Here is a 23,205-nt window from a genome sequence, read left to right as displayed (position 1 = left end):
CTCTGGGTGGCGGGCGTCCGGCGCACGGGGCTACTGCCAGGCGCTGCCGCCAGGAAACCGGTGGGCATCGAGCGAGCTGGCTTTCATGGTGACGCCGTAGCCGGCGGCATCGGGTAGCTGATAGCGCCCGTGATCGATCCTGACCGGGTCGATGAAATGGTCGTGCAGATGGTCGACGTACTCGAGCAGGCGGCCCTCGAGCGATCCGGAAACGGCGATGTAGTCGAACATGGAGATGTGCTGGGTATATTCGCACAGGCCCACTCCACCGCCGTGGGGACAGACCGGGATGTCATACTTCGCGGCCATCAGCAGCACCACGATCACCTCGTTGAGTCCACCCAGGCGGGCGGCATCCAACTGGCAGAAATCGATGGCGTCCGCCTGGAAGAGCTGCTTGAACATTACCCGGTTATGACAGTGTTCGCCGGTGGCGACGCCGATCGGCGACAGCCGATGACGAATCTCGGCATGTCCGAGCACGTCGTCCGGACTGGTCGGCTCCTCGATCCAGTGTGGCCGGAACTCGGCCAGCCGACGCATGTTGGCGATCGCCTCGTCGACATCCCACATCTGATTGGCGTCCATCATCAACAGGCGCTCTTCGCCGATCTCCTCGCGCAGAATGCGGGCCCGTCGTCGATCCTCCTCGATGTCGCCGCCGACCTTCTGCTTGAAGTGCTCCCAGCCATCGGCGATCGCCTGACGGCACAGCGAACGCATTTTCTCCTCGGAATAGCCCAGCCAGCCGGCCGAGGTGGTGTAGCCGGGGTAGCCGTGCTCGCGCAGGTGGGCCTCGCGTTGGGTCTTGGTCGGCGCCTGGCGGCGCAGCAGGCCGATCGCTTCTTCCGGCGTCAGCGCATCGGTCACGAAACGGAAATCGAGACAGCGGACCAACTCCTCGGGCGTCATGTCGGCCAGCAGCTTCCACACCGGTTTGCCTTCGCGCTTGGCCCACAGGTCCCAGATCGCGTTGATCATCGCCGAGCAGGCCAGGTGAATGACGCCTTTCTCCGGCCCCAGCCAGCGCAATTGACTGTCCCCGCTGGTGAGTTCCCGCCAGTACGCGCCCATGTCGGCGGTGATGTCCGACAGCGAACGCCCCTCCAGGCGCGTTGCCAGCGATTCGACGGCGGTCACGCATATCTCGTTGCCGCGGCCGATGGTGAAGGTCAGGCCGTGGCCGGTAATGCCGTCATCGGCATCGGTGTGCAGAATGACATAGGTGGCTGAATAGTCCGGCGCGGCGTTCATCGCATCCGACCCGTCCAGCTCGCGGGAGGTCGGAAAGCGAATGTCCTGCACTTCGACGCGTTGAATCGTGGGCATGCCGAGAAGATTCCTTGCCTGAGGAGTATGAGACGGAGAGTGGGTAGCCTTGACGTCTTTCAATGCCGGAAAGTCATCCTCTTTTTTGTCTTCTATTTTTCAAAAATAAAAAACATCATTTGGGAATATCCGTCGAAAGTACGAGCCATCTTTTGTTGGTCATTCGGTAGCCTAATCGGCGCTCGCGATCGGTGGCTAATCGTTTTTTTTGCAACCCCGATAACCGGGGGTTATTGTTTTTGACCAAAGGATTATATGGGGTGGTATTGATGTCCAACGATAGTCGTATTCACGTCAAGGGTTGGTTGCGAATCAAGCATCTCGTATTGCTCGTTACGCTAGACGAAAGTCGCAATCTTCACGCCACTTCTCGCCATATGAACATGAGCCAGCCTGCGGCCAGTAAGATGCTCAAGGACATCGAGACCTTCTTCGGCATGACGCTTTTCTATCGTCAGCCTCGCCACATGGAGATCACCGACGCCGGGCGGTTGCTGGTACGCTACGCCCGCAGCATCCTCAACGATACCGACCGTCTGATCGACGATCTGGTATCGCTGCGGGAGGGGGGCTACGGCAAGCTCGTCATCGGCTCGGTGCCGGGCGCGGCACCGCTGTTGCTGCCCAAGGCAATCACCTCGATCAAGGCTCGGCGTCCACAGCTGGCGGTGAGCCTGTTCGAGAACTCCAGCGACCGGCTGCTGGCGGACCTGGAGTACAAGCGGCTGGACGTGGTGATCGGGCGAGTGACGGAACACGCCCAGCATCACCTGTTCGACTTCATGCCGCTGCAGGCGGAGCCGGTCTCGATCGTGGTCAGGGCGGAGCACCCGCTGTGCCAACGTCTCCCCGGTCTCGGCGAGATCGTGCGGTGGCCCTGGGTCCTGCATCCCATGAGCAGCCCGATGCGGGGCCTGTTCGAAGTCGCTCTGGCCGAAGCCGGCGTGTCGTCGCCCCGAAACGTGGTGGAAACCACGTCGACACAGACGACGCTGCAACTGGTGAGCTCATCGGACGCCATCGCGCTGCTGCCGACATCGGTGCTCAAGACCGCGATCTCGGCGGGTAAATTCACCGCGCTGCCACTGGTGATCGGCGAGCCGCTGGGCTATTACGGTGTTCTGACCCGCAAGGGAGAAGAGATATCCGACGTGGTCGGCGAGTTCATCGATATCCTGTTGATGCGCGACGACGCCTGAACGCCGCCGGCTCGACGGCGACGCTCGTTGCGTTCTCGCGATGGGCGATGCGTTCGCGATCGATATCAGCGCTGGCCGAGATGGGCCAGCAGCGCGCGAATACCGAAAGTCCAGGGAGGGAGCCGATCGCTGCGATCGACGACATTGGTCAGCGCACCCAGCCTGGACGTCGAGATCGTCACCCGGTCGCCCACGTGGTGGGTGAAGCCCTGGCCCTCGCCATCCCGATCCTGGATCGGTGAAAACATGGTGCCGAGGAACAGCATGAAGCCATCGGGATACTGATGATGTGCACCGTAGGTCTGCGCGACCAGGTCGAGCGGATCGCGGCTGATTTCGCGCATGTCGCTCTCGCCCTCCAGCACGAAGTCGTCGTCCGCCCCCTCGATGCGTAGCGAGACCCGGGCGTTACGGACATCGTCGATACCGAAGTGCTCATCGAACAGACGAATGAAGGGGCCGATCGAGCAGGAGGCGTTGTTGTCCTTCGCCTTGCCCAGCAGCAGGGCGCTGCGGCCTTCGATATCGCGCAGGTTGACGTCGTTGCCCAGGGTCGCGCCGCGGACCTGGCCCTCGGCATCCACCGCCAGCACGATCTCCGGCTCTGGATTGTTCCATCGGGACGCGGGGTGCAGGCCGACCCGCGCACCATGGCCGACGGCCGACAGCGGCTGCGCCTTGGAGAACACCTCGGCATCGGGACCGATCCCCACTTCCATGTACTGCGACCAGCCGCCACGTGCCTGCAATTCGGTCTTGAGCGCCATCGCTTCCGCCGAGCCGGGCTCGATTCGCGACAGGTCGCCACCGATCAGCGCCTGGATCTCCTCGCGTAGTTCGGCAGCACGCTTGAGGTCGCCACCGGCCTGCTCTTCGATGACCCGTTCCAGCAGGCTGACGGCGAACGTCACGCCGCAGGCCTTGATCGCCTGCACGTCGCAGGGGGCCAGCAGGTAGGGGGGCTTCGGCGTGCCGGCCACGCTGTTGGCCAGGACCTCGTCGAGCGTGCCGATGCTGTCGCCTGGCGCTTCGCGAACGAGCCAGGTCGCGTCGTCGCGCTCCAGCAGGTCGGCCATGGTGGCGACGTGACGGGAGAGATCGACCAGCGTATCGCCGCGCAGCGCCACCGGCGCCGGCCCGGCCCTGCCGCCGGCGCTCTCCAGCCAGACGCGACCCACCAGCAGGGCGCGATCGGCATCGTCGGGCAGGCAGTGCCCGGCCTGGCGCTGCGGGGAAAGGGAGTCGGGATCGTTGAATGGGGCCATGTCGCGGTGAGCTCCTGTCGAGTCGAGAGAAAATGGGATGGCGTCAGCCGAACGCGGTACTGCCCGATAGCGATGAGTCTGCCACGGCCTCGCGCATGGCCTCCACCACGTCCGATGGCAGTGGAATACCGTTGTCCAGATAGTCCCGGCGACGGGCGAGGCCGGACTGACCCGGCAGGCGGACCGGCCGGGCGGGATCGCGCGGCCGGCTGTCGAGGCAGCGTCTGGCGAGGTGGTCGGTCTCGTCGAGGAAGGGTTCCACGCCACCGAAACGGGCCGGATCGATCACCATGACCATCACCGACGCGCCCCAGCCTTCCGGGGCGTCCTTGCGGCCATAGCCGGAAAGGGCCGAGGTCAAGGCTTCGACCATCAGCCCCAGCGCAAACCCCTTGTGACCGAAGGCGAGTTCGCCCAGGGGCAGAATGCTCCCCGCCGGGGAGGCGAAATAGTCCTCGGGGTCGTCACTGATCTCGCCGTGGCCGGTGAGAATCGCCGGGTGGTCGAGCCTGTCGCCGGCGGCACGGGTCTTGCCCACGGTGCCGTTGGTGATGGTCGACATGCTGACGTCGATCAGTAGCGGCTGTTCGCGCCCCGGGATACCGATGGCCAACGGGTTCGGCGTGTAGACCCGATCCAGGCCGCCGAACGGTGCGACCGAGGCGACCGCCGGGTCCGAGGTCAATATCAGCGGAACCAGATTGGCCTCGACCAGCGGCTGGAGGTACGCCGCCAGGCATGCGATGTGGTGCGAGCGCTTGAGACTGACCATGCCGACCCCGAAGGTACTGGCCGCGTCGCGGCAGTGATCCAGCGCGCGTTGCACCAGGTACGGACCCAGCAGGTAGTGGCCGTCGAACAGCGCCGCGACCGGGCTGTTCTCCTGGATCTCGAGCCGGCTGTGGTCGCCGCTGGCATGTCCCGCCTTGAGATCCTTGAGATAACCGTTGGCCAGCTTCACGCCATGGGTATGGTGACCGAGCAGGTCGCCCTCGACCAGAATCCGGGCGGTGGTTTCCGCCACTTCCGGCGAGGCGCCGTTCTCGGTGAAGAGCGTGGCCAGGGTAGTGCGCAGGTCGGCTGCATCGTAGCGTGTCATGAGGACCTCGGCTTGTGACTGGATGGCGGCGAGCTGCGCAGCCGGCGGACCAGCCGGATCAACGAGGGCAGCAGCCAGATCAGGATGACCAGCGCGCCGAGGGCGGCGCTGATCGGCCGTTCGAAGAAGGCCAGCAGATCGCCGTTGGATTTCAGCATCGAACTCATGAAGCTGTTCTCCAGCGTGCCGCCGAGCACCAGGCCCAGGATCGCCGGTGCCATGGGGAAGTCATTGCGGGCCAGCACGAAGGCCACCATCCCGATGATCAGCATGATCCAGATATCGGTGATCGAGTTGTTGATGGCGAAGGCGCCGACGATGCAGAAGCTCAGAATCACCGGCATCAGCAGCTTGCGCGGGGTCAGGATGAACACCTTCGAGGCGCGGATGGCGAGGTAGCCGATCGGCAGCATGATCAGGTTGGCGACGAAGAAGACCGTGAACAGCGCATAGACCTGGCCGCCGCCATTCATGAAGATCGTCGGCCCCGGATTCATGCCCTTCATGTAGAGCACGCCGATGACGATGGCGGTGATGGTGTCGCCGGGGATGCCGAATACCAGCGCCGGTACCCAGGCACCGCTGATGCCGGAGTTGTTGGCGGAGCTGGCATCGACGATGCCTTCGATATGGCCGTTGCCATATTTTTCCTTCTCCTTGGAGCGGCTCTTGCCCAGCGCGTAGGCGATCCACGCTGCGATATCCGCACCCGCACCGGGCAGCGCGCCGATCAGCGTGCCCAGCGAACTGCCGCGAAGGACGTTACGCCAGTAGGTCTTGACGTGCTTTGGCGCGCCGGCGAACACGCTGTCCTTGGCCATCACCGGGACACTGCGTGCCTCGGCCCGCGAGCCGTAGAACATCATGATCTCGTTGAGCGCGAACATGCCGATCATCACCGGGATGAAATTGATGCCGGCCATCAGGTCGGGGACGCCGAAGGTGAAGCGCGGCGCGCCACTCATCATGTCCAGGCCGACCGTGGAGAGCAGCAGGCCGACGGTCAACGACAGGAACGCTTTGACCCGGGAACCGATGGCGATGAAGATCGAGCTGCTCAGGCCCAGCAGGGCGAGCCAGAAGTATTCGAACGAGCTGAAATTGAGCGCCATTTCGGCCAGCGAGGGCGAGACGAAGACCAGCACCAGGGTGCCGAACAGCCCACCGATGACGGAGCAGACCAGGTTGGTACCCAGCGTTTCCCGAGCGCGGCCCTTCTGGGCGAGACGATAGGACTCGCCGACATAGGCGGCGGAAGCCGGGGTGCCGGGAATGTTGAGATAGGTGCCGGGTATGTCACCGGCGAAGATCGCCATGGCCGAGGTGGCCACGATGGCGGCAATGGCCGGGGTGGCATCCATGTAGAACGTGATCGGCACCAGCAGCGCTACCGCCATGGTGGCGGTCAGGCCGGGAATGGCGCCCACGAAGAGTCCAAAGATGGCCGCCGCGACGATGACCAGCATCGTCTGGACGTTGAACACCATTGCCAGGCCTTGCAGAAAGGAGTCCATGGGCAATCACCAGGCTAGGGTAGGATTTGAGACAGCAGGGTGCCTTCCGGCAGCGGAATCAGTAGATAGCGTGAGAACAGCAGATAGATCGCCGTCGCGACGACCAGCGACACGATCAGCGAGAGCCACGGTCTGGCGCCGCGCAGCAGCATCAGAATCAGCATGCTCACCGCCATGCACAAGGGCGCGCCCAGCCACTCGCTGGCGAGGATATAGAAGACGATCAGCGCACAGGGCAGCAGCGAGATCAGCAGGCCCCGATAATCGTATCGTGGTGTCTGGGCACGGGGGCCGGCGAACGCGATCCTGAGTTGGCCTACCCGGGTCAGTGCCAGCACCAGTCCGCCGATCACCATGCCCCCGCCGATCAGCGAGGGAAACAGCGAGGGGCCGAACTGGAGGGTCGGCATGGTTGGGTAGGTCTGGGCGACGGCGATGACCACGCCGCCGCCGATCACGAATGCCAGCCCGAGCAGGAAGTCTCTCATGCAGTCATCTCCCGTTCGGGTCGCTGGATCACTTGGCCAGTCCCACCTGCTCGACGATCTTGCCGAAGCGTTCGTCCTGCTCGGCCATGAACTGGCCGAAATCGTCCGCCCCGCGCCACTCGGTGCCGAAGCCCTGCTTGGCCATGAAGCTCTGGTAGGTGTCGCTGTTGTAGGCGGCCTCGATGGCCGTCTCCAGGGTCTTCACGACGTCCGGGTCCATTCCCTTGGGGCCGGCGATGCCGCGCCACTCACCGATGGTGTAATCGCTACCGATCGCCTCCTTCAGCGTGGGGACGTCGGGGAAGCTCGCGAGCCGCTCCGGCGCCATGATCGCCAGGCTCCTGGCCTTGCCAGCCTCGATCATCGAGCGGCCTTCGGGCACCGAGCTGGGCACGATGTCGATGCTGCCCGCCGCCATCTCGGTCATCGCCGGCGCGGCGCCCTGGCTGGGAATCCAGGAGACACGGTCGGCTTCCATGCCCTGGTCCAGCAGGAAGCCGGCGAAGGCCAGATGCCACACGCCGCCCTGGCCGGTGCCGGACGCGGTATAAGTTCGCGCGGGCTCGGCCCCGATCTTGTCGACCAGCGACTGGACCGAGTCGAAGGGACCATCAGCCGCCACCTGGATGCCGGCGTAGTCGTAGTTGATCTGGGCGATGGGGGTGTAGTCCTTGTAGGTCAGCTGCGTCAGCCCCTGCCAGTGCATCATGTTGATTTCGCCGGTGATCAGGCCAAGCGTGTAGCCATCGGGCTTGGCCATGGCCATGGCGGTGTGTCCCACCACGCCGCTACCGCCGGTTCGGTTGACCACGTTGACGGTCTGCCCCAGTTCCTCCTCCAGCGCGGCAGCGATGGTTCGCGCGGTCGCATCGGTGCCGCCGCCAGCCGCCCAGGGGACGATCAGCGTGATCGGCTTTTCGGGATAGTCGGCCAGCGCCGGCAGCGGCAGCAGCAGGGACAATCCCAGTAATCCAGCGAGATGACGCTTGTTGATTGATGTCTTCATGGCGTGTCTCCTTGGGGAGGGGTGTTGTTGGCGTTTTGGTTTTTTTACCGCCACGTGATCGGCCTGTCGCTCACTGAAACTATGATTTATGACCATTGGGTGCAATAAACGTATTGGCTAGACATTGGTATAACGGTCATAAATCTGCGCTGCCCAATGGATCCAGTGGCGGCATCAGTTCATGATCCAATCAGCTCTATTTTTATCTCCGTTTTCAACGTCATCGGTCAAAAAACGATAGCGGAACGGCAGCGATCCAGGACCTTCCAGGTGCAGATTACGCCGGTTAACGGCCGACGTATTTGCTCCGAAAGTCTATGTTGTACTTATTTTTTATATGTTCAACATATGCCGTTGATGATAAATGGTGGTCGTTGTGCCGCGATGGCGTGGGCCCGGACGGAAACTATGCGCGGCGTTCTGCCGCCGCCGGGCCATTGGCGACAGTGACCGATGATCGATGCGAGGAGAGTGCCGATGCGCCTGATACAGTGCCTGAACGATGACCGCCTGACCGTAGCGATGGTCGTCGACGAACATGAGGTCCAGGTCGTCGATGGCGACGAGGGCGTATACGGTCTGGCCAAGCGCGCCATCGCCGACGGCAACTCATTGACCACCGTGGTCGAGGCCGCGCTGACCGAAACCCGGCTCGACTACGCCAGATTGGTCGAGGAGCGCCGGTTGTTGCCGCCGCTGACCCATCCCGACCCGGCACACTGCCTGGTGACCGGCACCGGATTGACGCACCTGGGCAGCGCCGATACGCGCTCGGCGATGCATGCCGCTGCCATGCAGTCGTCTGATCGCGTCGACGACAGCGAGTTGACCGATTCGATGCGCATGTTTCGCATGGGTGTGGAGGCCGGCAAGCCGAGGGCGGGAGAGGTGGGCCCGCAGCCGGAGTGGTTCTACAAGGGGGATGGCGACTGCGTGGTCGCGCCGGAGACCGAGATCCCGAGCCCGTCGTTCGCCCAAGACGCGGGGGAAGAGCCGGAGCTGGCGGGTCTCTACGTAATCGGCAGGGATGGCCAGCCGTGGCGGGTCGGCTATGCCATCGGCAACGAATTCTCCGATCACGTCACCGAGCGTTTCAACTATCTGTGGCTGGCGCATTCCAAGCTGCGCGCCTGCAGTTTCGGGCCGGAACTTTTCGTTGGCGAGCTGCCCGAGCACCTCGAGGGCACCAGTCGCATCGTGCGCGACGGCCGCACCCTGTGGGAGAAGCCGTTCCTGACCGGCGAGGGCAACATGGCCCATAGCCTAGCCAATCTCGAACATCACCACTTCAAGTATCGCAACTTCCGTCGCCCGGGAGATGTCCATGTGCATTTCTTCGGCACCGCGACGCTGAGCTTCGCCGACAAGATCGTCGTCGAGCCGGGTGACCGCTACGAGATCGATCTGCCGACGCTGGGGCGACCGCTGCGCAACGTGCTCGGCAGCGAGGACGATTTCGGCTACTCGGCCGCCAAGGCGCTCTGACCGCTTCGTGACACAATGACGTGCCGGACTGGCCGCCAGGGTCGTCGCGTCGTCGAATCCCCCATGCATGACGGCGTTCCGGCGGCTGCCCGGCCGGTGGACGCCGGACCTGACCGTTCTGGAGTCCTGATCATGAGCGAACGTCCCCGCCGAACCGCCGACCAGTTGCGCTCGCGCTGGTGGTTCGACAATCCCGACCACGCCGGTACCACGGCGCTCTGCCTGGAGCGCTACATGAACTACGGCATTACGCTGGAAGAGCTCTCCTCCGGCAGGCCGATCATCGGCATTGCCCAGTCCGGCTCCGACCTGACGCCATGCAACCGGCATCACATCCAACTGGTGGAGCGGGTCAAGGCCGGCATCCGTGCGGCGGGCGGCATCCCGTTCGAGTTCCCGCTGCATCCGATCCACGAGAACGTGCGCCGGCCGACGGCCGCACTGGACCGCAATCTTGCCTACCTGGGCCTGGTCGAGGTACTGCACGGCTATCCGCTGGACGGGGTGCTGCTGACCACCGGCTGCGACAAGACCACGCCGGCCTGCCTGATGGCTGCCGCCACCGCCGATATTCCGGCGATCGTGCTCTCCGGCGGACCGATGCTCAACGGCTGGCGCGGCAAGGAAAGGGTCGGTTCGGGTACCATCGTGTGGGAGCTGCGCAAGCGCCTCGCCACCGGCGAGATCGACTACCCCGAGTTCCTGGCCAGGATCGCCGACTCGGCCCCGTCCGTGGGGCATTGCAACACCATGGGGACGGCCTCGACCATGAACTCCATGGCCGAGGCGCTGGGCATGAGCCTGCCCGGCTCGGCGATGATTCCCGCGCCCTACAAGGAGCGGCCGATGGTCGCCTATGAGACCGGCGTTAGGATCGTCGAGATGGTGTGGGAGGACCTGCGCCCGAGCGACATCCTCACCCGGGAAGCGTTCGAGAACGCCATCGTCGTCTGCTCCGCGCTGGGCGGTTCCAGCAATGCGCCCGTGCATATCAACGCCATCGCCCGGCATGCCGGGATCGAGCTCACCAACGATGACTGGCAACGCCTCGGGCATGCCATACCGCTGCTTGCCAACGTGATGCCGGCCGGTGCCTATCTCGGCGAGGAATTCTTCCGCGCCGGTGGCGTGCCGGCGGTGGTTCACGAACTTCTGACGGCAGGGCGGCTCCATGGCGACGCACTGACGGTCAACGGCCAGACGCTCCACACCAACTGCTTCGGTCGCGAGACCCAGGATGACGACGTGATCCGGCGCTACGCCGATCCGCTGGTCGAGTCGGCTGGCTTCCTCAACCTCAAGGGCAACCTGTTCGACTCCGCGCTGATGAAGACCAGCGTCATTTCGCATGACTTTCGCCGCCGCTATCTCTCCAGGCCGGAGGACCCGGAGGCATTCGAGGGCAAGGTCGCTGTCTTCGACGGCTCCGAGGACTATCACGCGCGCATCGACGACCCGGCGCTGGACATCGACGAGAACACGATCCTGGTGATGCGCGGCGCTGGCCCGGTGGGACACCCCGGAGGCGCCGAGGTGGTCAACATGCAGCCGCCGGAAGCGGTGATCAAGCGGGGTATCGACTCGCTGCCATGCCTCGGTGACGGGCGCCAGTCCGGAACCTCCGGCTCGCCCTCGATTCTCAACGCCTCACCGGAAGCGGCGACCGGTGGCGGTCTGGCTCTGCTGGAAACCGGTGATCGGATCCGTATCGATCTCAAGCGTGGCGAAGCCAATCTGCTGATCGACGACGAGGAACTGGCGGCAAGACGCGCCAGGCTCGAGGCCAGCGGCGGCTATCCCTATCGCGATCATCAGACCCCGTGGCAGGAGATCCAGCGCTCGATGGTCGAGCCGCTGGACCGCGGCATGACCCTGGCGCCGGCGACCAAGTACCGCGCCATTGCCTGGGACCTGCCGCGGGACAACCACTGACGAGCGACGAGCGACGAGCGACGAGCTAAGAGCGACGAGCCAAGAGCCAAGAGCCAAGAGCGAGGGTGAGCCTCGGGCTCTCCAGAGAGCGGCGCTAGCTTGGAAGCGCTAGAGACAGAGGTGCGTCTCGGAGCATTTCGACCAAGATAAAGCCGCGCCTACGGGCGCCGTAGTAAGCCCCCGGACAGGCGCGGCTTCGGGCGCCCTAAAAAGTCCCCGGATAGGCGCCGCCATCGAGCAGCACGTTTTGACCGGTCATGTAGGCGGCCTGCTGGCTGCAGAGGAAGGCGCAGACGTCACCGAACTCTTCGGGTTTGCCGAAGCGGCCGGCGGGGATCGCTGTGGCTCGGTCACTGGCGACATCCTCGGCGTCGCGCCCGGCCTTGCCGGCCGCTCGCTCGATGTTACCGCGCAGACGCTGGGTGTCGAAGCTCCCCGGCAACAGGTTGTTGATGGTGACATTGCGGCTGGCGAGGCGTGACTGGCGGGCCGTGCCGGCGACGAATCCGGTCAGGCCGCTACGGGCGCCGTTGGACAGCCCGAGCACGTCGATCGGCGCTTTCACCGCCGACGAGGTGATATTGACGATGCGACCGAAGCCGCGCTCCGCCATGCCGTCGACGCAGGCCTGGATCAGCGCGATGGGCGCGAGCATGTTGGCATCCAGCGCGGCGATCCAGTCGTCCCGCGACCAGTCGCGGAAATCGCCCGGGGGCGGCCCGCCGTTGTTGTTGATCAGAATATCGACCTGAGGCACGGCGGATAGCAGGGCCTGCCGAGTGGCCGGGTCGCCGATATCGCCCGCGATCGCGCGTACCTCGATCGCCGCGTTCATCCGGCGCAGCTCCTCCGCCACCGCCTCGAGAGCCTCCTGGCGGCGCGAATTGATGACCAGATTGACGCCTTCTCTCGCCAAGGCGGTGGCGCACCCTTTGCCCAACCCCTGGCTGGCGGCGCAGACGATGGCCCAGCGGCCGTTGATGCCTAGATCCATGGAACCTCCTGATCATGCGGTGAGGGTAAATTGTGCGGGCAGCCTCGAGCTATCGGTCGCCCAGCGCTTCGGGTATCTCTCCCAGTCGCGTGTCCGGCATCTCGATGCCAAGCGCGGCAGCCGTGCCCTCCAGTACCGCCACCGAGGCGAAGAAGGCGTCCCGAGGGCGACGGGTGCGAATGCACTCCATCAGCTCGCGATGGCGCTCCAGGCTCTCCTCGGGATCACTGGCGCTGACATTGGAGGTCTCCACCAGCAAGTGAATCGAGGGCTTCAGAATGTGCGAGAGCTGGGTCCAGACGATGTTGTGGGTCGCCTTGAAGATGGCGACATGAAAGGCCACGTCGCAGTCGCTGTGCAGGCGGGCGCGGTGACCGGCATCCGCGGGCTGGCGCAGATGCTGGCCCATGCCCTCGAAGGCTTCCTCGATTGCCACCAGGTCCCTCGCCGTGGCGCGCTTGGCCGCCGTCATCGCTACGTAGGGTTCGACGTCGAATCGGAACGCCAGGATCTCGCGCTGGATACCCGGAACGGGAGTGGCGAAACGGACCATCCAGTCGGTGACCTGGGGATCGAGGATATTCCATTCGGAGTAGGGGCGAACGCGGGAACCGTACCCGGAGATGCGCTCGATGATGCCGGCATCCACCAGTTGACGCAGATCACTGCGCACGGCCGAACGATTGAGCGCGAACCGTTCGCAGAGATCGATCTCCTTGGGCACGAAGTCGCCGGGCTGGTAGCGGCCGGCGAAGATCTCGCGTACCAGCGCTTCGGAGACGCTGATGCGTTTGGCAGCGGGGGGCGTTGGCTTGTCCGACACGAAGTAAAGTCTCGACTCACGGTGTCATGAAGAAATATGTTCGACATATTTCGGCGCAACGTCATCTTACCCGCCTGATCGATGGCGAAGCGACTGACAATGGCCGACATACGGCCATTGTCTTATCCGGCAGCGCCCCCGCATGGCTTTCATCGGCGCTCAAAACACCCAGTTGGGCAGTGTCAGCGAGACCGCGGGAACGAAGGTGACCACCAGCAGCAGCGCCACCAGCAGCAGCCAGTAGGGCACGATGGCGCGAATGAAGGCGCCGATCGAGACGCCGGTGATCGAGCAGGTGGTGAACATCACCGTCCCCAGCGGTGGCGTTATCGTGCCGATCGAGGCGTTGAGGATGAAGACGATGCCGAAGTGCACCGGGTCGATGCCGAACTGAGCGGCGACCGGCGCCAGCAGCGGCGACAGCACGATCAGGATGGCGTTGCCCTCGAGGAACATCCCCAGCACCAGCAGCAGCAGGTTGGCGATCAACAGGAAGGCGACCGCGCTGCCGACGCCCGAGGAGAGCATCAGCGCGATCTGCTGCGGAATCTGCTCCCAGGTGAGCACGCGGGCGAAGCCCGACGCCACGGCGATGATGAAGAGCACGTTGACCGAGGCCATCAGCGATTCGCGGGTGGCCACGGCGACGCTGCCGAGCCCCATCTGACGGTAGACGAACAGCCCCACGATCAGCGCGTAGAGCACCGCCATGGCGCCCGCCTCGGTGGGCGTGAACACGCCGATACGGATACCGCCGATCACCACTACCGGCAGCAGCAGGGCGATGATACCGGCGCGGGTCACGCTGACCCACTCGTGACGCGATACACGTTCGCGGCGCGGCTTCTGGTAGCCGAGGCGGCGGCACTGGATCGATACCAGCGCCATCATGGCGATCGCCATCAGCACCCCGGGGACGACGCCGGCCAGGAACAGCCGGCCGATCGAGACGTTGTTGACGTAGCCGTAGACGATCAGCGCGATGCCCGGCGGTATGGTCGAGGTGATCAGCGACGACGAGGCGGTGATCGCACTGGAGAACGCCTTGGGGTAGCCGGCCCTGGTCATGCTCGGCACCAGCAGCTTGGCGTTCATCGCCGCGTCGGCGATGTTGGAACCGGAGAGCCCGCCCATGAAGGTGCTCAGCAGCACGTTGGCCTGGGCCAGCCCGCCGTGCAGGCGGCGGGTCATCAGCTCGGCCAGCTTGAGCAGGCGCTCGGTGATGCCGGAGTGGTTCATGAACACGCCGGCCATGATGAAGAACGGAATCGCCAGCAGCGATATCGACTCCAGCCCGCCGGCGAGGCGCTGGATCAGCGTCACCATGGGCTGGTCGGCACCGATCAGGAAGTAGGCCAGGCTCGACGCGAACAGCGCGAAGGCGACCGGCGTGCCCAGGCAGAACAGGATGAAGAGCGCGACGAGCGCAATGCCAACGGCCATCGATATCACTCCTTGGTATTCAAGACATCGGCGGTCAGGACATCTGCGGTCGCGTCCGCTGACGCCACGTCACGGTCATCGCTGACCAGCCGCACCAGCCCGTGGTAGAGCATCATGGCGGCGCTGATGGGGATGGCGACATGGATCCAGGTGTAAGGGATCTGCAGCATCGGCGTGCTGCGAAAGCGCGAGAAGGGCAGCAGTTCCAGCCCCCAGTAGAGCATCGCCAGGGCACACAGCATGACGATGCCGACGTTGAAGAGCCGGGTATTCCAGCGACGCAGCCGGGGCGGCAGCTTGTCCCCCAGCAGGCCGATCAGGACGTGCTCGTTGCGCCGCACCAGCGCGCTGGCGCCGAGAAAGGTCGCCCACACCATCAAAAGCTGCAGGATCTCCTCGCTCCACGCCAGCGGAGACGAGAACAGGTAGCGCATGAAGACATTGGCGATGGCGACCACGAACAGCCCGAACAGCGCCAGGCTGGCGATCACCTCATCGAGCCGCATCAGGCGGTCGAGCGCCTTGAAAAGCGTTTGCATGGATTTCAACCCTTGGGGCGTGAGCGACAGCCACGTTGCAACGTTGATCAGAGCAGGATCGATTGCCGAGCGAGATGAAGCGGTTATATTCGTTCCCGACGAACAACCGCACTTCCCACATCCAGGTGGGTCGCAAGGCGCGCGGGGCGCAGACTCGTAGCGCAGCGGAGAGAACGCCCGCCGGGCGGCCCGTGAGGGCGAGTTGCCGAAGGCTACGAGTCACACGAGACATAACGGGGTGTCAGGCGAGGGCTTCGAGCCCCGCGCAACGCCGCGATTCGCTCGCGCAGGCATCGATACTAGTCGTTGATGATGTTGCTGACCTTCTGATACAGCCCTTCACTCCACTGCGGGAACGCCTTGGGAATCTCTTCCTGAGCGCGCTCGCGGAACGGGGCGGTATCCACCTCGTGGACCTGGACACCGGCATCCTCGAGTTGCTGAAGCGACTTCTCGGTCTGCTCCTCGACCAGGGTTCGCAGGTTCTGGGCCATCTCCTGACCGGTCTCGGTAAGGATCTTCTGGTCCTCGGGGCTCAACTGCTGCCAGAACGCCTCGCCGGTGACGAAGGGGGCGACGGTGTGCATGTGCGAGGTAAGGTTGAGGTTCTTCACCACTTCATAGAACTTGCCGCCGTAGAGTACCGGCAGCGGATTCTCGACGCCGTCGACCAGGCCCTGGGCCAGGGAGGGGTAGACGTCTCCCAGTGACATCGGCGTGGGCACCGCGCCCATCGCCTTGATCGCGGCGACGTACATCGGCGAGTTCTGAACCCGGATCTTGACCCCGGCCAGGTCTTCCGGCGTGGCCACCGGCTCGCGGGAGAGCAACTGGCGCACGCCGTAGACGGTGTTGGGAATCACGATGTGATAGCCGGCTTCCTCGACCTTCTGTTCCTGCTCGGCGAACCAGTCGGAATCGAAGACCTTGAGCTTGCTGTCGAAGTCCTTGGCCAGATAGGGCGCGTCCAGCACGGCGAGGTCCGGTACCGAGCTGATGAAGTTGGAGTAGGCGGTGATGGTGATCAGTGGCGAGCCGAACCGGGCCTGTTCCATCACTTCGGTTTCGCCGCCGAGCTGGCTGGCGGGAAACGCCTTCAGCGTCAACTCGCCATCACTCGCTTCCGCGACCTCTTTCGCCCAGGCCTTGACCGCCACGTCGACCGGCTCGCCCGGCTGGTTGCCGTAGGCGACGCGGATCTCGGTGGCGGCCTGGGCCACGCCCGTCAGGGCGACGGTGGAAAGGCCCGCCAGGGCGAGCGAGGCGGTCAATCGGAAGAATCGTTGAGTCAACATGAGCGTGCTCCGAGTGCTGTCGGTTGGTCGTGGTGGATCGGTCGTGTGTCTGCGGCAAGGGGCGGGGCTGTCATGGCAACGCCTCGTCGAGCCTGGGCGTGGCACGCCCCTGCAGGCGCGCCTGCCCCACCACCGGACGCAGGCGGCGCTCCAGCTTGGTTGCATGGTGCTGGGCGATGTCCGCCAGGCGGTGGTCGAGAAAGGGGTTGGCGAAGCGCTCCAGGGTGACGTCGCGGTAGCGTTCGAGCTCATCCCACGGCAGTTCGGCGGCCAGCACCGGCAGCACCTCGTCGTCGAGCAGCGCGCGCAGCGGCTCGCTCAGCTCGGGGCGTGCCATCGCCTCGCGCACGAATTCCACTGGCCGGTCGGCACGCTGCCAGCGGTCGACCAGATAGGTGTGGGCGAGATTGAGAATGTGCAGCTTGCGCAGCATCGCCGGGCGCAGGTCGTCGACGACCTCGACATCTCGATGGAGGCAGGGAATCGCCAGGCCGGGTTGGCGCTGGATGGCCCAGAGCGCGTAGGGTTCGGCGATGGCTCCCAGCGGCTCCAGCGGTGCCGAGACGATGCGATCCACCAGCGTGTCGGCCCAGACGCAGCAGTGGTCGAGCCAGTCGACGAATGCCTCGCTGTCGCGGGGGGAGCCGCCGTCGCGGCTGGCCATCGCCGTTACCAGTGATTTCAACCGGCTGGCGTTGTGCTCGATCAGCTCGCAGGGCAGGATCGTCAGGCCGTCGTTGCCGGCCTCGAAGCGCGCCCGCAGCAGCTGCGTCAATTTACCGGGAAAGCTCGCCGGCACGCTGGCAAGGCTCGAGTCGTCGCCAACCTCGTAACCGTTGTCGGCGGTGTTGGAGACGATGATACGGGCGTGCTCGACCACGTGGCGCTTGAGCACGTCCCACTGTTCGGCGGCGATCAGGCAGCCGGCGACGCTGTCGACCACCTGCTCGCGATCGATGGTCGCGCCGTCACGGCGGCCACGAATCCGCACCGGATAGCGGCGCTGCTCGGCCAGCAGGCGCGCCTTGCGCTTGCCTTCCTCCCGGGTCGAACTCTGAACCACCACGATGCGCTCGTCGCTCTCTCCGCGCTCCAGCGACTCCGAGACCAGCGCGTCGACGTGGGCGAGCAGGAAACGTCCGGTGCCAAACTGGACGATACCGGCGTCGCGGTAGTCGTTCGCGTGGCTGGTGGTCGTCATAGCGAGACCCCGCGCTTCCAGGGAATGAAGTCGTGCTGGGAGAGGCGCTGGGCGTGTGACGGGTGACGCCCCGAGGCGACCTCGATGCACAGTGTCAGCAGTGCTTCCGCCAGTTCGTCGATGCTGCGTTCGCCACGCACGATGGGGCCGGCGTCGAAGTCGATGATGTCGCGCATGCGCGCCGCCAGCTCGCTGTTGCTGGCGATCTTGAGCACCGGCGCCACCGGATTGCCGGTGGGCGTGCCGAGCCCGGTGGTGAAGAGGATCAGGTTGGCGCCGGAGCCGGCCAGGGCGGTGGTCGATTCGACATCGTTGCCCGGCGTGCAGAGCAGGCTGAGCCCGGGGCGCCGGTGGGGCTCGGTGTAGTCGAGCACGTCGACCACCGGGCCATCGCCGCCTTTCTTGGCCGCGCCGGCGGATTTCATCGCGTCGGTGATCAGGCCGTCGCGGATGTTGCCCGGCGAGGGATTCATCGAGAAATCGGCGCCCACCGCCGCGGCGTGGCGCTGATAGGCCTGCATCAGATCGCGGAAGCGTCCGGCGACATCCGTGTCGGTGCAGCGGGCAACCAGCTCGTGCTCGACCCCACAAAGCTCCGGGAACTCGGCGAGAATGCCGCTACCGCCCAGCGCCACCAGCCGATCGACCACGGCGCCCACCAGCGGATTGGCGGAGATCCCGGAAAAACCGTCGGAACCGCCGCATTCGACACCGAGGGTGAGCTTGGCCAGCGGTGCCGGCTGTCGGGTGATGCGGTTGGCCGCCGCCAGGCCGTCGAAGATCGACTGCAGCGCGTTGCGAATCAGCGCTTCCTCGCTGGGTGAGGACTGCTGATCGAAATAGTCCACCGTTCGCAACTGCTTCGGGTCGCGCTGGGCCACTGCCGCCTTGAGCATCGCGATCTGCGCCTTCTGGCAGCCGAGGCTCAGCACCGTCGCCCCTGCCACGTTGGGGTGGCAGATATAGCCGGCCAGCAACTGGCACAGCGCCTCGGCATCGTCGTCGGTGCCGCCGCAACCCAGGGTATGGGTCAGGAAGCGCACGCCATCGACATGGGGGAAGCGTCTTGGCGCCTGCGATTCGAAAGGGTCGCCGAGCGAGTCATCGGGCATCCCGTCCAGCATTTGCCGCGCCATGCGCTTGTAGCCACGGTAAGGGTCGTCGCCCAGGGCATCGGCAACGCATTGGCGCAGTACCTCGATATTGCGGTTCTCGCAGAACACCAGCGGGATCACCAGCCAGACGTTGGCGGTGCCGACGCCGCCGTCGGGGCGATGGAACCCATCGAAGGTCGTGCCCTGGAAGCGCGCCACCTCCGGCGGCGTCCAGGTCTTGCTGCCGGGCTGGACGTCATCGCTCTCCGTGGCGTGGGCGAGGTTGTCCACGCTGATGACGCCGCCCAGGGGAATGGCTCGCGTCGCCTTGCCCACGGTGACACCGTACAGGGTGACGATATCGCCCGGTGAAAGCGCCTCGAGGGTGAACTTGTGCTTGTGGCGGACATTGTCGGCGAGGGTGATATCTTGGTCGTCGATCACGACCCGGCGGCCGGCCGGCAGGTCGGTCAGCGCTACCGCCACGTTGTCGTCGGGATGGATGCGCAGGGTGATCCGGGTCGGGCCGTCGGTGCCGATGGTCTCGAGGCGTGTATCGCTCATGGTTCGGCTCTCGCGGGTTCGGCATCCAGCGTCACCATCGCCTTGACCACGCCGCTGTCGGGCGCGCACCACTGGGGCATCAACGTCGGCAGCTCCTCGAGCCGGCCGCGGTGCGTGATCAACGGTTCGGTGAGGAGGTCGCCACTGGCCATCAGCCGGGTGACGGTCTCGAAATCCTCGTGTGTGGCGTTGCGACTGCCGAGAAGGGTGAGCTCCTTCTTGTGGAACTCCGGGTCGCTGAAGCTGACGTCCGCCTTGACCACGCTGACCAGGACGTAGCGCCCGCCGTGGCCGACGAAGTCGAAGCCACGGTTCATCGCCCCGGGGTTGCCGGTGGCGTCGAACACCACGTCGGCCAAGGCGCCGTCGTTGAGCATCTCGATCTCGGCGCCGATCTCGTCGTCGAATGCGTGCCAGACGGCATCGGCACCCAAGTCGTCGCGGCACAGTGCCAGGCGGTCGCGATTGGTATCGATCATCGCCACCCGTGCACCGCAGCTCTTGGCCACCTGCAGCACGCCGATACCGATCGGCCCCGCACCGACCACCAGCACCAGTTCGTCGGCGGCGACCTGGGCGCGGCGCACGGCGTGGGCGCCGATGGCCTGGCACTCGACCAGTGCCAGCGCTTCCGCCGACAGGCCGGGCACCGGCACCAGATGGGATGCCGGGACATTTAGCCTCTCCGCCATGCCGCCGTCGCGATGGACGCCGATCACCTCGAGTCGCTGACAGCAGTTGGTGCGGCCTTGACGGCAGGCGCGGCACTCGCCGCAGTGCAGGTAGGGGATGACGTAGACCGCCTGGCCGACCAGTGACGGGTCGACGTCAGCGGCCACCGCGACCACCTCGCCGCCCAGCTCGTGGCCGAGCACGCGGGGGTAGTCGAAGTAGGGCTGATTGCCGCCGAAGGCGTGAATGTCGGTGCCGCAGATACCGATGCGACGAATCGCCACCAGCGCCTCGCCGGGCTGGCAATCGGGCACCGGTCGGTCGATGAGGCTCATCTCGTTCGGCTTCGAGCAGACGACGACTTGCATGAAAACGCTCCTTGAGGCGTCGATGACACAAGAGTAGCGGATGCATAGGCCCAAAGGTCAGGCCAATATTGACGAGCCACCCCTCCCGGCAACACCGGTCAGGGGTGGCGTTCTACCGCATCAGCTCTCGACGCAGCGCTGCTGCTGTTCGCCCAGACCCTCGATGCCCAGGCGCATGGTCTGACCCGGTTTGAGGAAGACTTTCGGGTTCTGACCCATGCCGACGCCCGGGGGCGTGCCGGTAGAGATCACGTCACCCGGTTGCAGGCTCATGAAACGGCTGAGATAGGCGATCAAATGGGCGACCCCGTAGACCATCGTCTGGGTCGAACCGTTCTGGTAGCGCTTGCCGTCGACCTCGAGCCACATGTCGAGGTTCTGCGGGTCGCTGATCTCGTCGCGGGTGACCAGCCACGGGCCGAGCGGGCCGAAGGTGTCGCATCCCTTGCCCTTGTCCCAGCTGCCGCAGCGTTCGAGCTGGTACTCGCGCTCGGAGACGTCGTTGACCACGCAGTAGCCGGCGACATGGTTCATGGCATCGGCTTCGTCGATATAGCGCCCGCCCTTGCCGATCACCACGCCCAGCTCCACTTCCCAGTCGGTCTTGGTCGAACCGCGGGGAATCTCGACGTCGTCATTGGGACCGCAGATGGCGCTGGTCCACTTGTTGAACACGACCGGCTCGGCGGGCACCTCGGCACCGGTCTCGGCGGCGTGATCGGAGTAGTTGAGACCGATGCAGATGAACTTGCCGACCCGGCCGACACAAGGGCCGAGCCGCGTATCGGCGGAGACTTCGGGCAGGTTGGCGGTATCGATCTGCGCCAGCCGGGCCAGGCCCGAGTCGGAGAGCACGTCGCCGGCAATATCGTCGATCTGGCCGGAGAGATCGCGAACGACCCCGTTGGTATCGACCAGACCGGGCTTTTCCTGACCCTTGGGGCCGTGGCGTAGCAGTTTCATGCGATCTCCTTTTCTGTATCCATAAGCGAAGGGCGTCTAATGTCGAGCTACGAGCTACGAGAGTTTCCATCAATTCGACCAGCCGCCATCGATCATCTGCACCGTGCCGGTGATGAAGGCGGCCTCGTCGCTGGCCAGGTGCGTCGCCAGCGCGGCAATCTCCTCCACCTTGCCCAGCCGGCCCATGGGTTGGCGGGCGATGAACTCGGCAAATACCTCGTCGTTGGTGCGGCCTTGTCGGCGTGCCTGCTCGGCGACCCGCTCCCGCAGGGAAGGGGAGTCGACGGTGCCGGGGCAGATCGCGTTGCAGCGGATGCCGCGGGTCATGTAGTCGGCGGCAACGGATTTGGTCAGCCCGATCACCGCGGCCTTGGTCGTGCCGTAGGCGAAGCGGTTGACCACCCCTTTGGCGCTGGAGGCGAGCGACGACATGTTGATGATGCTACCGCCGCCGTTGTCCAGCATCGCTGGCAGGGCGGCGCGGATCGTGTAGAACATGGAGTCGACGTTGAGGCGCTGGGCGAAGCGCCACTGGGTGTCGTCGCACTCGAGGATCGAGCCGCTCGGCACCGTGCCGGCGCAGTTGAACAGGATATCCAGCGGCGGCAGCGACTCGATCAGCTCCCGCACGGCTTCGCCATCGGTGACGTCCAGCGCGTGGCACTGGGCGTTGGCCAATCCTTCCAGCTTGGCAGCGTCGATGTCGGTGGCGATCACGCGGGCGCCCTCGGCCAGAAAACGCTCGACGGTGGCACGGCCGATCCCCTGGCCGGCAGCGGTAATCAGGGCGGTCTTGTGGGCGAGTCGCATGGCACTGGCTCCTGTGGCGTGATCGAGACGGTTTTTTGATTCCGGGGCCTGTGTCGGTTCTAATGTCTAAAGGCCTGACCATTGGTCCAAGTATTATCCTTTGCGGAAACGACTCGCAAATCGCCAAACGTCTAATAAGCCGCCGAAAGCCGCTGGCAGCGTTGTCATTTGCGACCAATGTCTAGGCTCTGCCTCAGAAATGGCGGCGTTCGCCGCTGCGACGTTGACACTCGGAAAGACGTCGGCCGTCAATGCTTCTAGCAGAGCCAGGCTCGTCCTGCTCATGAAACCGGGAGATCGATGGATGCCGATCCAGACCATTCGCGCACAGCGGCTCTATCGCCAGATTGCCGACCAGTTGCTGGTTTTGATCCGCCAGGGGGAGTTCCCCCCGGGCACCCTGCTGCCGCCGGAGCGCGACCTGGCGCAGCAGTTGGGAGTCAGTCGGGCGTCGGTGCGGGAGGCGCTGATCGCACTGGAGGTCATCGGCCAAGTGGAGGTGCGCGTTGGCCATGGCGTGATGGTGCTGGAGCGGCACGAGGAGGTGGGCAGTTCGGTGATGAGCGCGGCCCGGCGCCAGGAAGGGTGGGCGCTGGATCCCGAATTCGCCAGCGAGGTCGAGCTCGATCTGGACCAGGAAATCCCGCCGTTCTCGCTGTTACAGGCGAGACGCTATCTCGAGCCAGAGACGGCGGCGCTGGCGGCGCTCAACGCCAGCGACGAGGATCTCGCCGCGATGCGCGCCGCCTATGCCCGCAATGTCGAGGACAACCGGCACGGTGGCCGCAACCAGGCCGGCGACCGGCTTCTGCATATCCGTATCGCCGAGGCCTCGGGCAACGCGGCCTATGCCATGACCCTCAAGCATCTGCTCGGCCACCAGTACGGCAAGATGTTTCGCCGTCTCCAGGAACTGTTCATGGAGACCGACATGCCTCGCCAATCGCAGGATGACCACCAGCGCATCCTGGCAGCGATCGAGAGTCGCGATCCCGATGCGGCGAGGAAGGCGATGGAAGTGCACATGGACCATGTGCTGAGAGTATTCTTCGATGCATGAAGCGCGGGACGACAGGCTCCGGCGAGGTGCCTCGCCGGAGTCGTGTGCGTCCTCTCAAGTCG

General features: G+C 65.0%; 20 protein-coding genes. 4 read left to right on the top strand and 16 right to left on the bottom strand.

The window, feature by feature from the left end; all coding sequences use genetic code 11:
* Positions 1-30: 30 nt before the first annotated feature.
* Complete coding sequence (locus tag DOM54_RS00735; RefSeq protein ID WP_110714519.1) at positions 31-1,329, bottom strand: L-fuconate dehydratase; 1,299 nt, start codon at positions 1,327-1,329, stop codon at positions 31-33.
* Between the two features lie 269 nt (positions 1,330-1,598).
* Between DOM54_RS00735 and DOM54_RS00730 the strand changes: the two genes are divergently transcribed.
* Complete coding sequence (locus DOM54_RS00730; protein WP_110714518.1) at positions 1,599-2,528, top strand: LysR substrate-binding domain-containing protein; 930 nt, start codon at positions 1,599-1,601, stop codon at positions 2,526-2,528.
* A gap of 65 nt (positions 2,529-2,593) precedes the next feature.
* Here the strand turns inward: DOM54_RS00730 and DOM54_RS00725 are convergent, their stop codons facing one another.
* From DOM54_RS00725 to DOM54_RS00705, 5 genes are read right to left on the bottom strand one after another with little or no spacing between them, the layout of a single operon-like run.
* Positions 2,594-3,793 (bottom strand): fumarylacetoacetate hydrolase family protein, encoded by a 1,200-nt coding sequence (locus DOM54_RS00725; protein ID WP_110714517.1) that lies wholly within the window; start codon positions 3,791-3,793, stop codon positions 2,594-2,596.
* 43 nt (positions 3,794-3,836) lie between these two features.
* On the bottom strand, positions 3,837-4,892 hold the full coding sequence (locus DOM54_RS00720; RefSeq protein WP_110714516.1) for an Ldh family oxidoreductase: 1,056 nt from the start codon (positions 4,890-4,892) through the stop codon (positions 3,837-3,839).
* Positions 4,889-6,406 carry a tripartite tricarboxylate transporter permease gene (locus tag DOM54_RS00715; protein ID WP_110714515.1) on the bottom strand — a complete coding sequence of 506 codons (1,518 nt, stop codon included), beginning with the start codon at positions 6,404-6,406 and terminating at the stop codon, positions 4,889-4,891. The genes DOM54_RS00720 and DOM54_RS00715 overlap by 4 nt, the downstream gene beginning before the upstream one ends.
* A gap of 14 nt (positions 6,407-6,420) precedes the next feature.
* Entirely contained in the window at positions 6,421-6,894 is a 474-nt protein-coding gene (locus DOM54_RS00710) for a tripartite tricarboxylate transporter TctB family protein (RefSeq protein WP_110598368.1), read from the bottom strand.
* Positions 6,895-6,922: 28 nt separating this feature from the next.
* The gene (locus DOM54_RS00705) at positions 6,923-7,900 is read right to left on the bottom strand and encodes a tripartite tricarboxylate transporter substrate binding protein (RefSeq protein ID WP_110714514.1); all 978 of its coding nucleotides are present in this window, start codon (positions 7,898-7,900) and stop codon (positions 6,923-6,925) included.
* Between the two features lie 477 nt (positions 7,901-8,377).
* Here DOM54_RS00705 and araD1 point away from each other — a divergent pair, with 477 nt between their 5' ends.
* The gene (gene araD1 / locus DOM54_RS00700; protein WP_110714513.1) at positions 8,378-9,385 is read left to right on the top strand and encodes an AraD1 family protein; all 1,008 of its coding nucleotides are present in this window, start codon (positions 8,378-8,380) and stop codon (positions 9,383-9,385) included.
* 132 nt (positions 9,386-9,517) lie between these two features.
* Positions 9,518-11,317, top strand: a complete 1,800-nt coding sequence (locus DOM54_RS00695) for an IlvD/Edd family dehydratase (RefSeq protein ID WP_110714512.1) — start codon at positions 9,518-9,520, stop codon at positions 11,315-11,317.
* A gap of 205 nt (positions 11,318-11,522) precedes the next feature.
* Here the strand turns inward: DOM54_RS00695 and DOM54_RS00690 are convergent, their stop codons facing one another.
* The 10 genes from DOM54_RS00690 to DOM54_RS00645 all read right to left on the bottom strand — a co-directional run bounded on the left by DOM54_RS00690 (position 11,523) and on the right by DOM54_RS00645 (position 22,083).
* Positions 11,523-12,311 (bottom strand): SDR family oxidoreductase, encoded by a 789-nt coding sequence (locus tag DOM54_RS00690; protein ID WP_110714511.1) that lies wholly within the window; start codon positions 12,309-12,311, stop codon positions 11,523-11,525.
* 49 nt (positions 12,312-12,360) lie between these two features.
* Complete coding sequence (locus DOM54_RS00685; RefSeq protein WP_110714510.1) at positions 12,361-13,134, bottom strand: FadR/GntR family transcriptional regulator; 774 nt, start codon at positions 13,132-13,134, stop codon at positions 12,361-12,363.
* Positions 13,135-13,293: 159 nt separating this feature from the next.
* Positions 13,294-14,577 (bottom strand): TRAP transporter large permease, encoded by a 1,284-nt coding sequence (locus tag DOM54_RS00680; protein WP_110714509.1) that lies wholly within the window; start codon positions 14,575-14,577, stop codon positions 13,294-13,296.
* Positions 14,578-14,582: 5 nt separating this feature from the next.
* The gene (locus DOM54_RS00675) at positions 14,583-15,116 is read right to left on the bottom strand and encodes a TRAP transporter small permease (RefSeq protein WP_110714508.1); all 534 of its coding nucleotides are present in this window, start codon (positions 15,114-15,116) and stop codon (positions 14,583-14,585) included.
* A gap of 299 nt (positions 15,117-15,415) precedes the next feature.
* Positions 15,416-16,411, bottom strand: coding sequence for a C4-dicarboxylate TRAP transporter substrate-binding protein (locus tag DOM54_RS00670; protein WP_110714507.1), 996 nt, complete (start codon positions 16,409-16,411; stop codon positions 15,416-15,418).
* Positions 16,412-16,481: 70 nt separating this feature from the next.
* On the bottom strand, positions 16,482-17,612 hold the full coding sequence (locus DOM54_RS00665) for a mannitol dehydrogenase family protein (protein ID WP_110714506.1): 1,131 nt from the start codon (positions 17,610-17,612) through the stop codon (positions 16,482-16,484).
* Positions 17,609-19,270 carry a UxaA family hydrolase gene (locus DOM54_RS00660; protein WP_110714505.1) on the bottom strand — a complete coding sequence of 554 codons (1,662 nt, stop codon included), beginning with the start codon at positions 19,268-19,270 and terminating at the stop codon, positions 17,609-17,611. The genes DOM54_RS00665 and DOM54_RS00660 overlap by 4 nt, the downstream gene beginning before the upstream one ends.
* Positions 19,267-20,310, bottom strand: a complete 1,044-nt coding sequence (locus tag DOM54_RS00655; RefSeq protein WP_110714504.1) for a zinc-binding alcohol dehydrogenase family protein — start codon at positions 20,308-20,310, stop codon at positions 19,267-19,269. Before DOM54_RS00655 ends, DOM54_RS00660 begins: the two co-directional genes overlap by 4 nt.
* A 120-nt stretch (positions 20,311-20,430) precedes the next feature.
* The gene (locus DOM54_RS00650; RefSeq protein ID WP_110714503.1) at positions 20,431-21,273 is read right to left on the bottom strand and encodes an ureidoglycolate lyase; all 843 of its coding nucleotides are present in this window, start codon (positions 21,271-21,273) and stop codon (positions 20,431-20,433) included.
* A gap of 69 nt (positions 21,274-21,342) precedes the next feature.
* A complete protein-coding gene (locus DOM54_RS00645; protein ID WP_110714502.1) occupies positions 21,343-22,083 on the bottom strand; it encodes an SDR family oxidoreductase in 741 nt (246 codons plus the stop codon).
* A gap of 304 nt (positions 22,084-22,387) precedes the next feature.
* Here DOM54_RS00645 and DOM54_RS00640 point away from each other — a divergent pair, with 304 nt between their 5' ends.
* Entirely contained in the window at positions 22,388-23,143 is a 756-nt protein-coding gene (locus DOM54_RS00640; RefSeq protein ID WP_110714501.1) for a FadR/GntR family transcriptional regulator, read from the top strand.
* Positions 23,144-23,205: the final 62 nt, after the last annotated feature.

This window comes from Salinicola acroporae (assembly GCF_003206615.1).
Taxonomy (GTDB): domain Bacteria; phylum Pseudomonadota; class Gammaproteobacteria; order Pseudomonadales; family Halomonadaceae; genus Salinicola; species Salinicola acroporae.
This window is presented reverse-complemented; position numbering and strand designations above follow the sequence as displayed.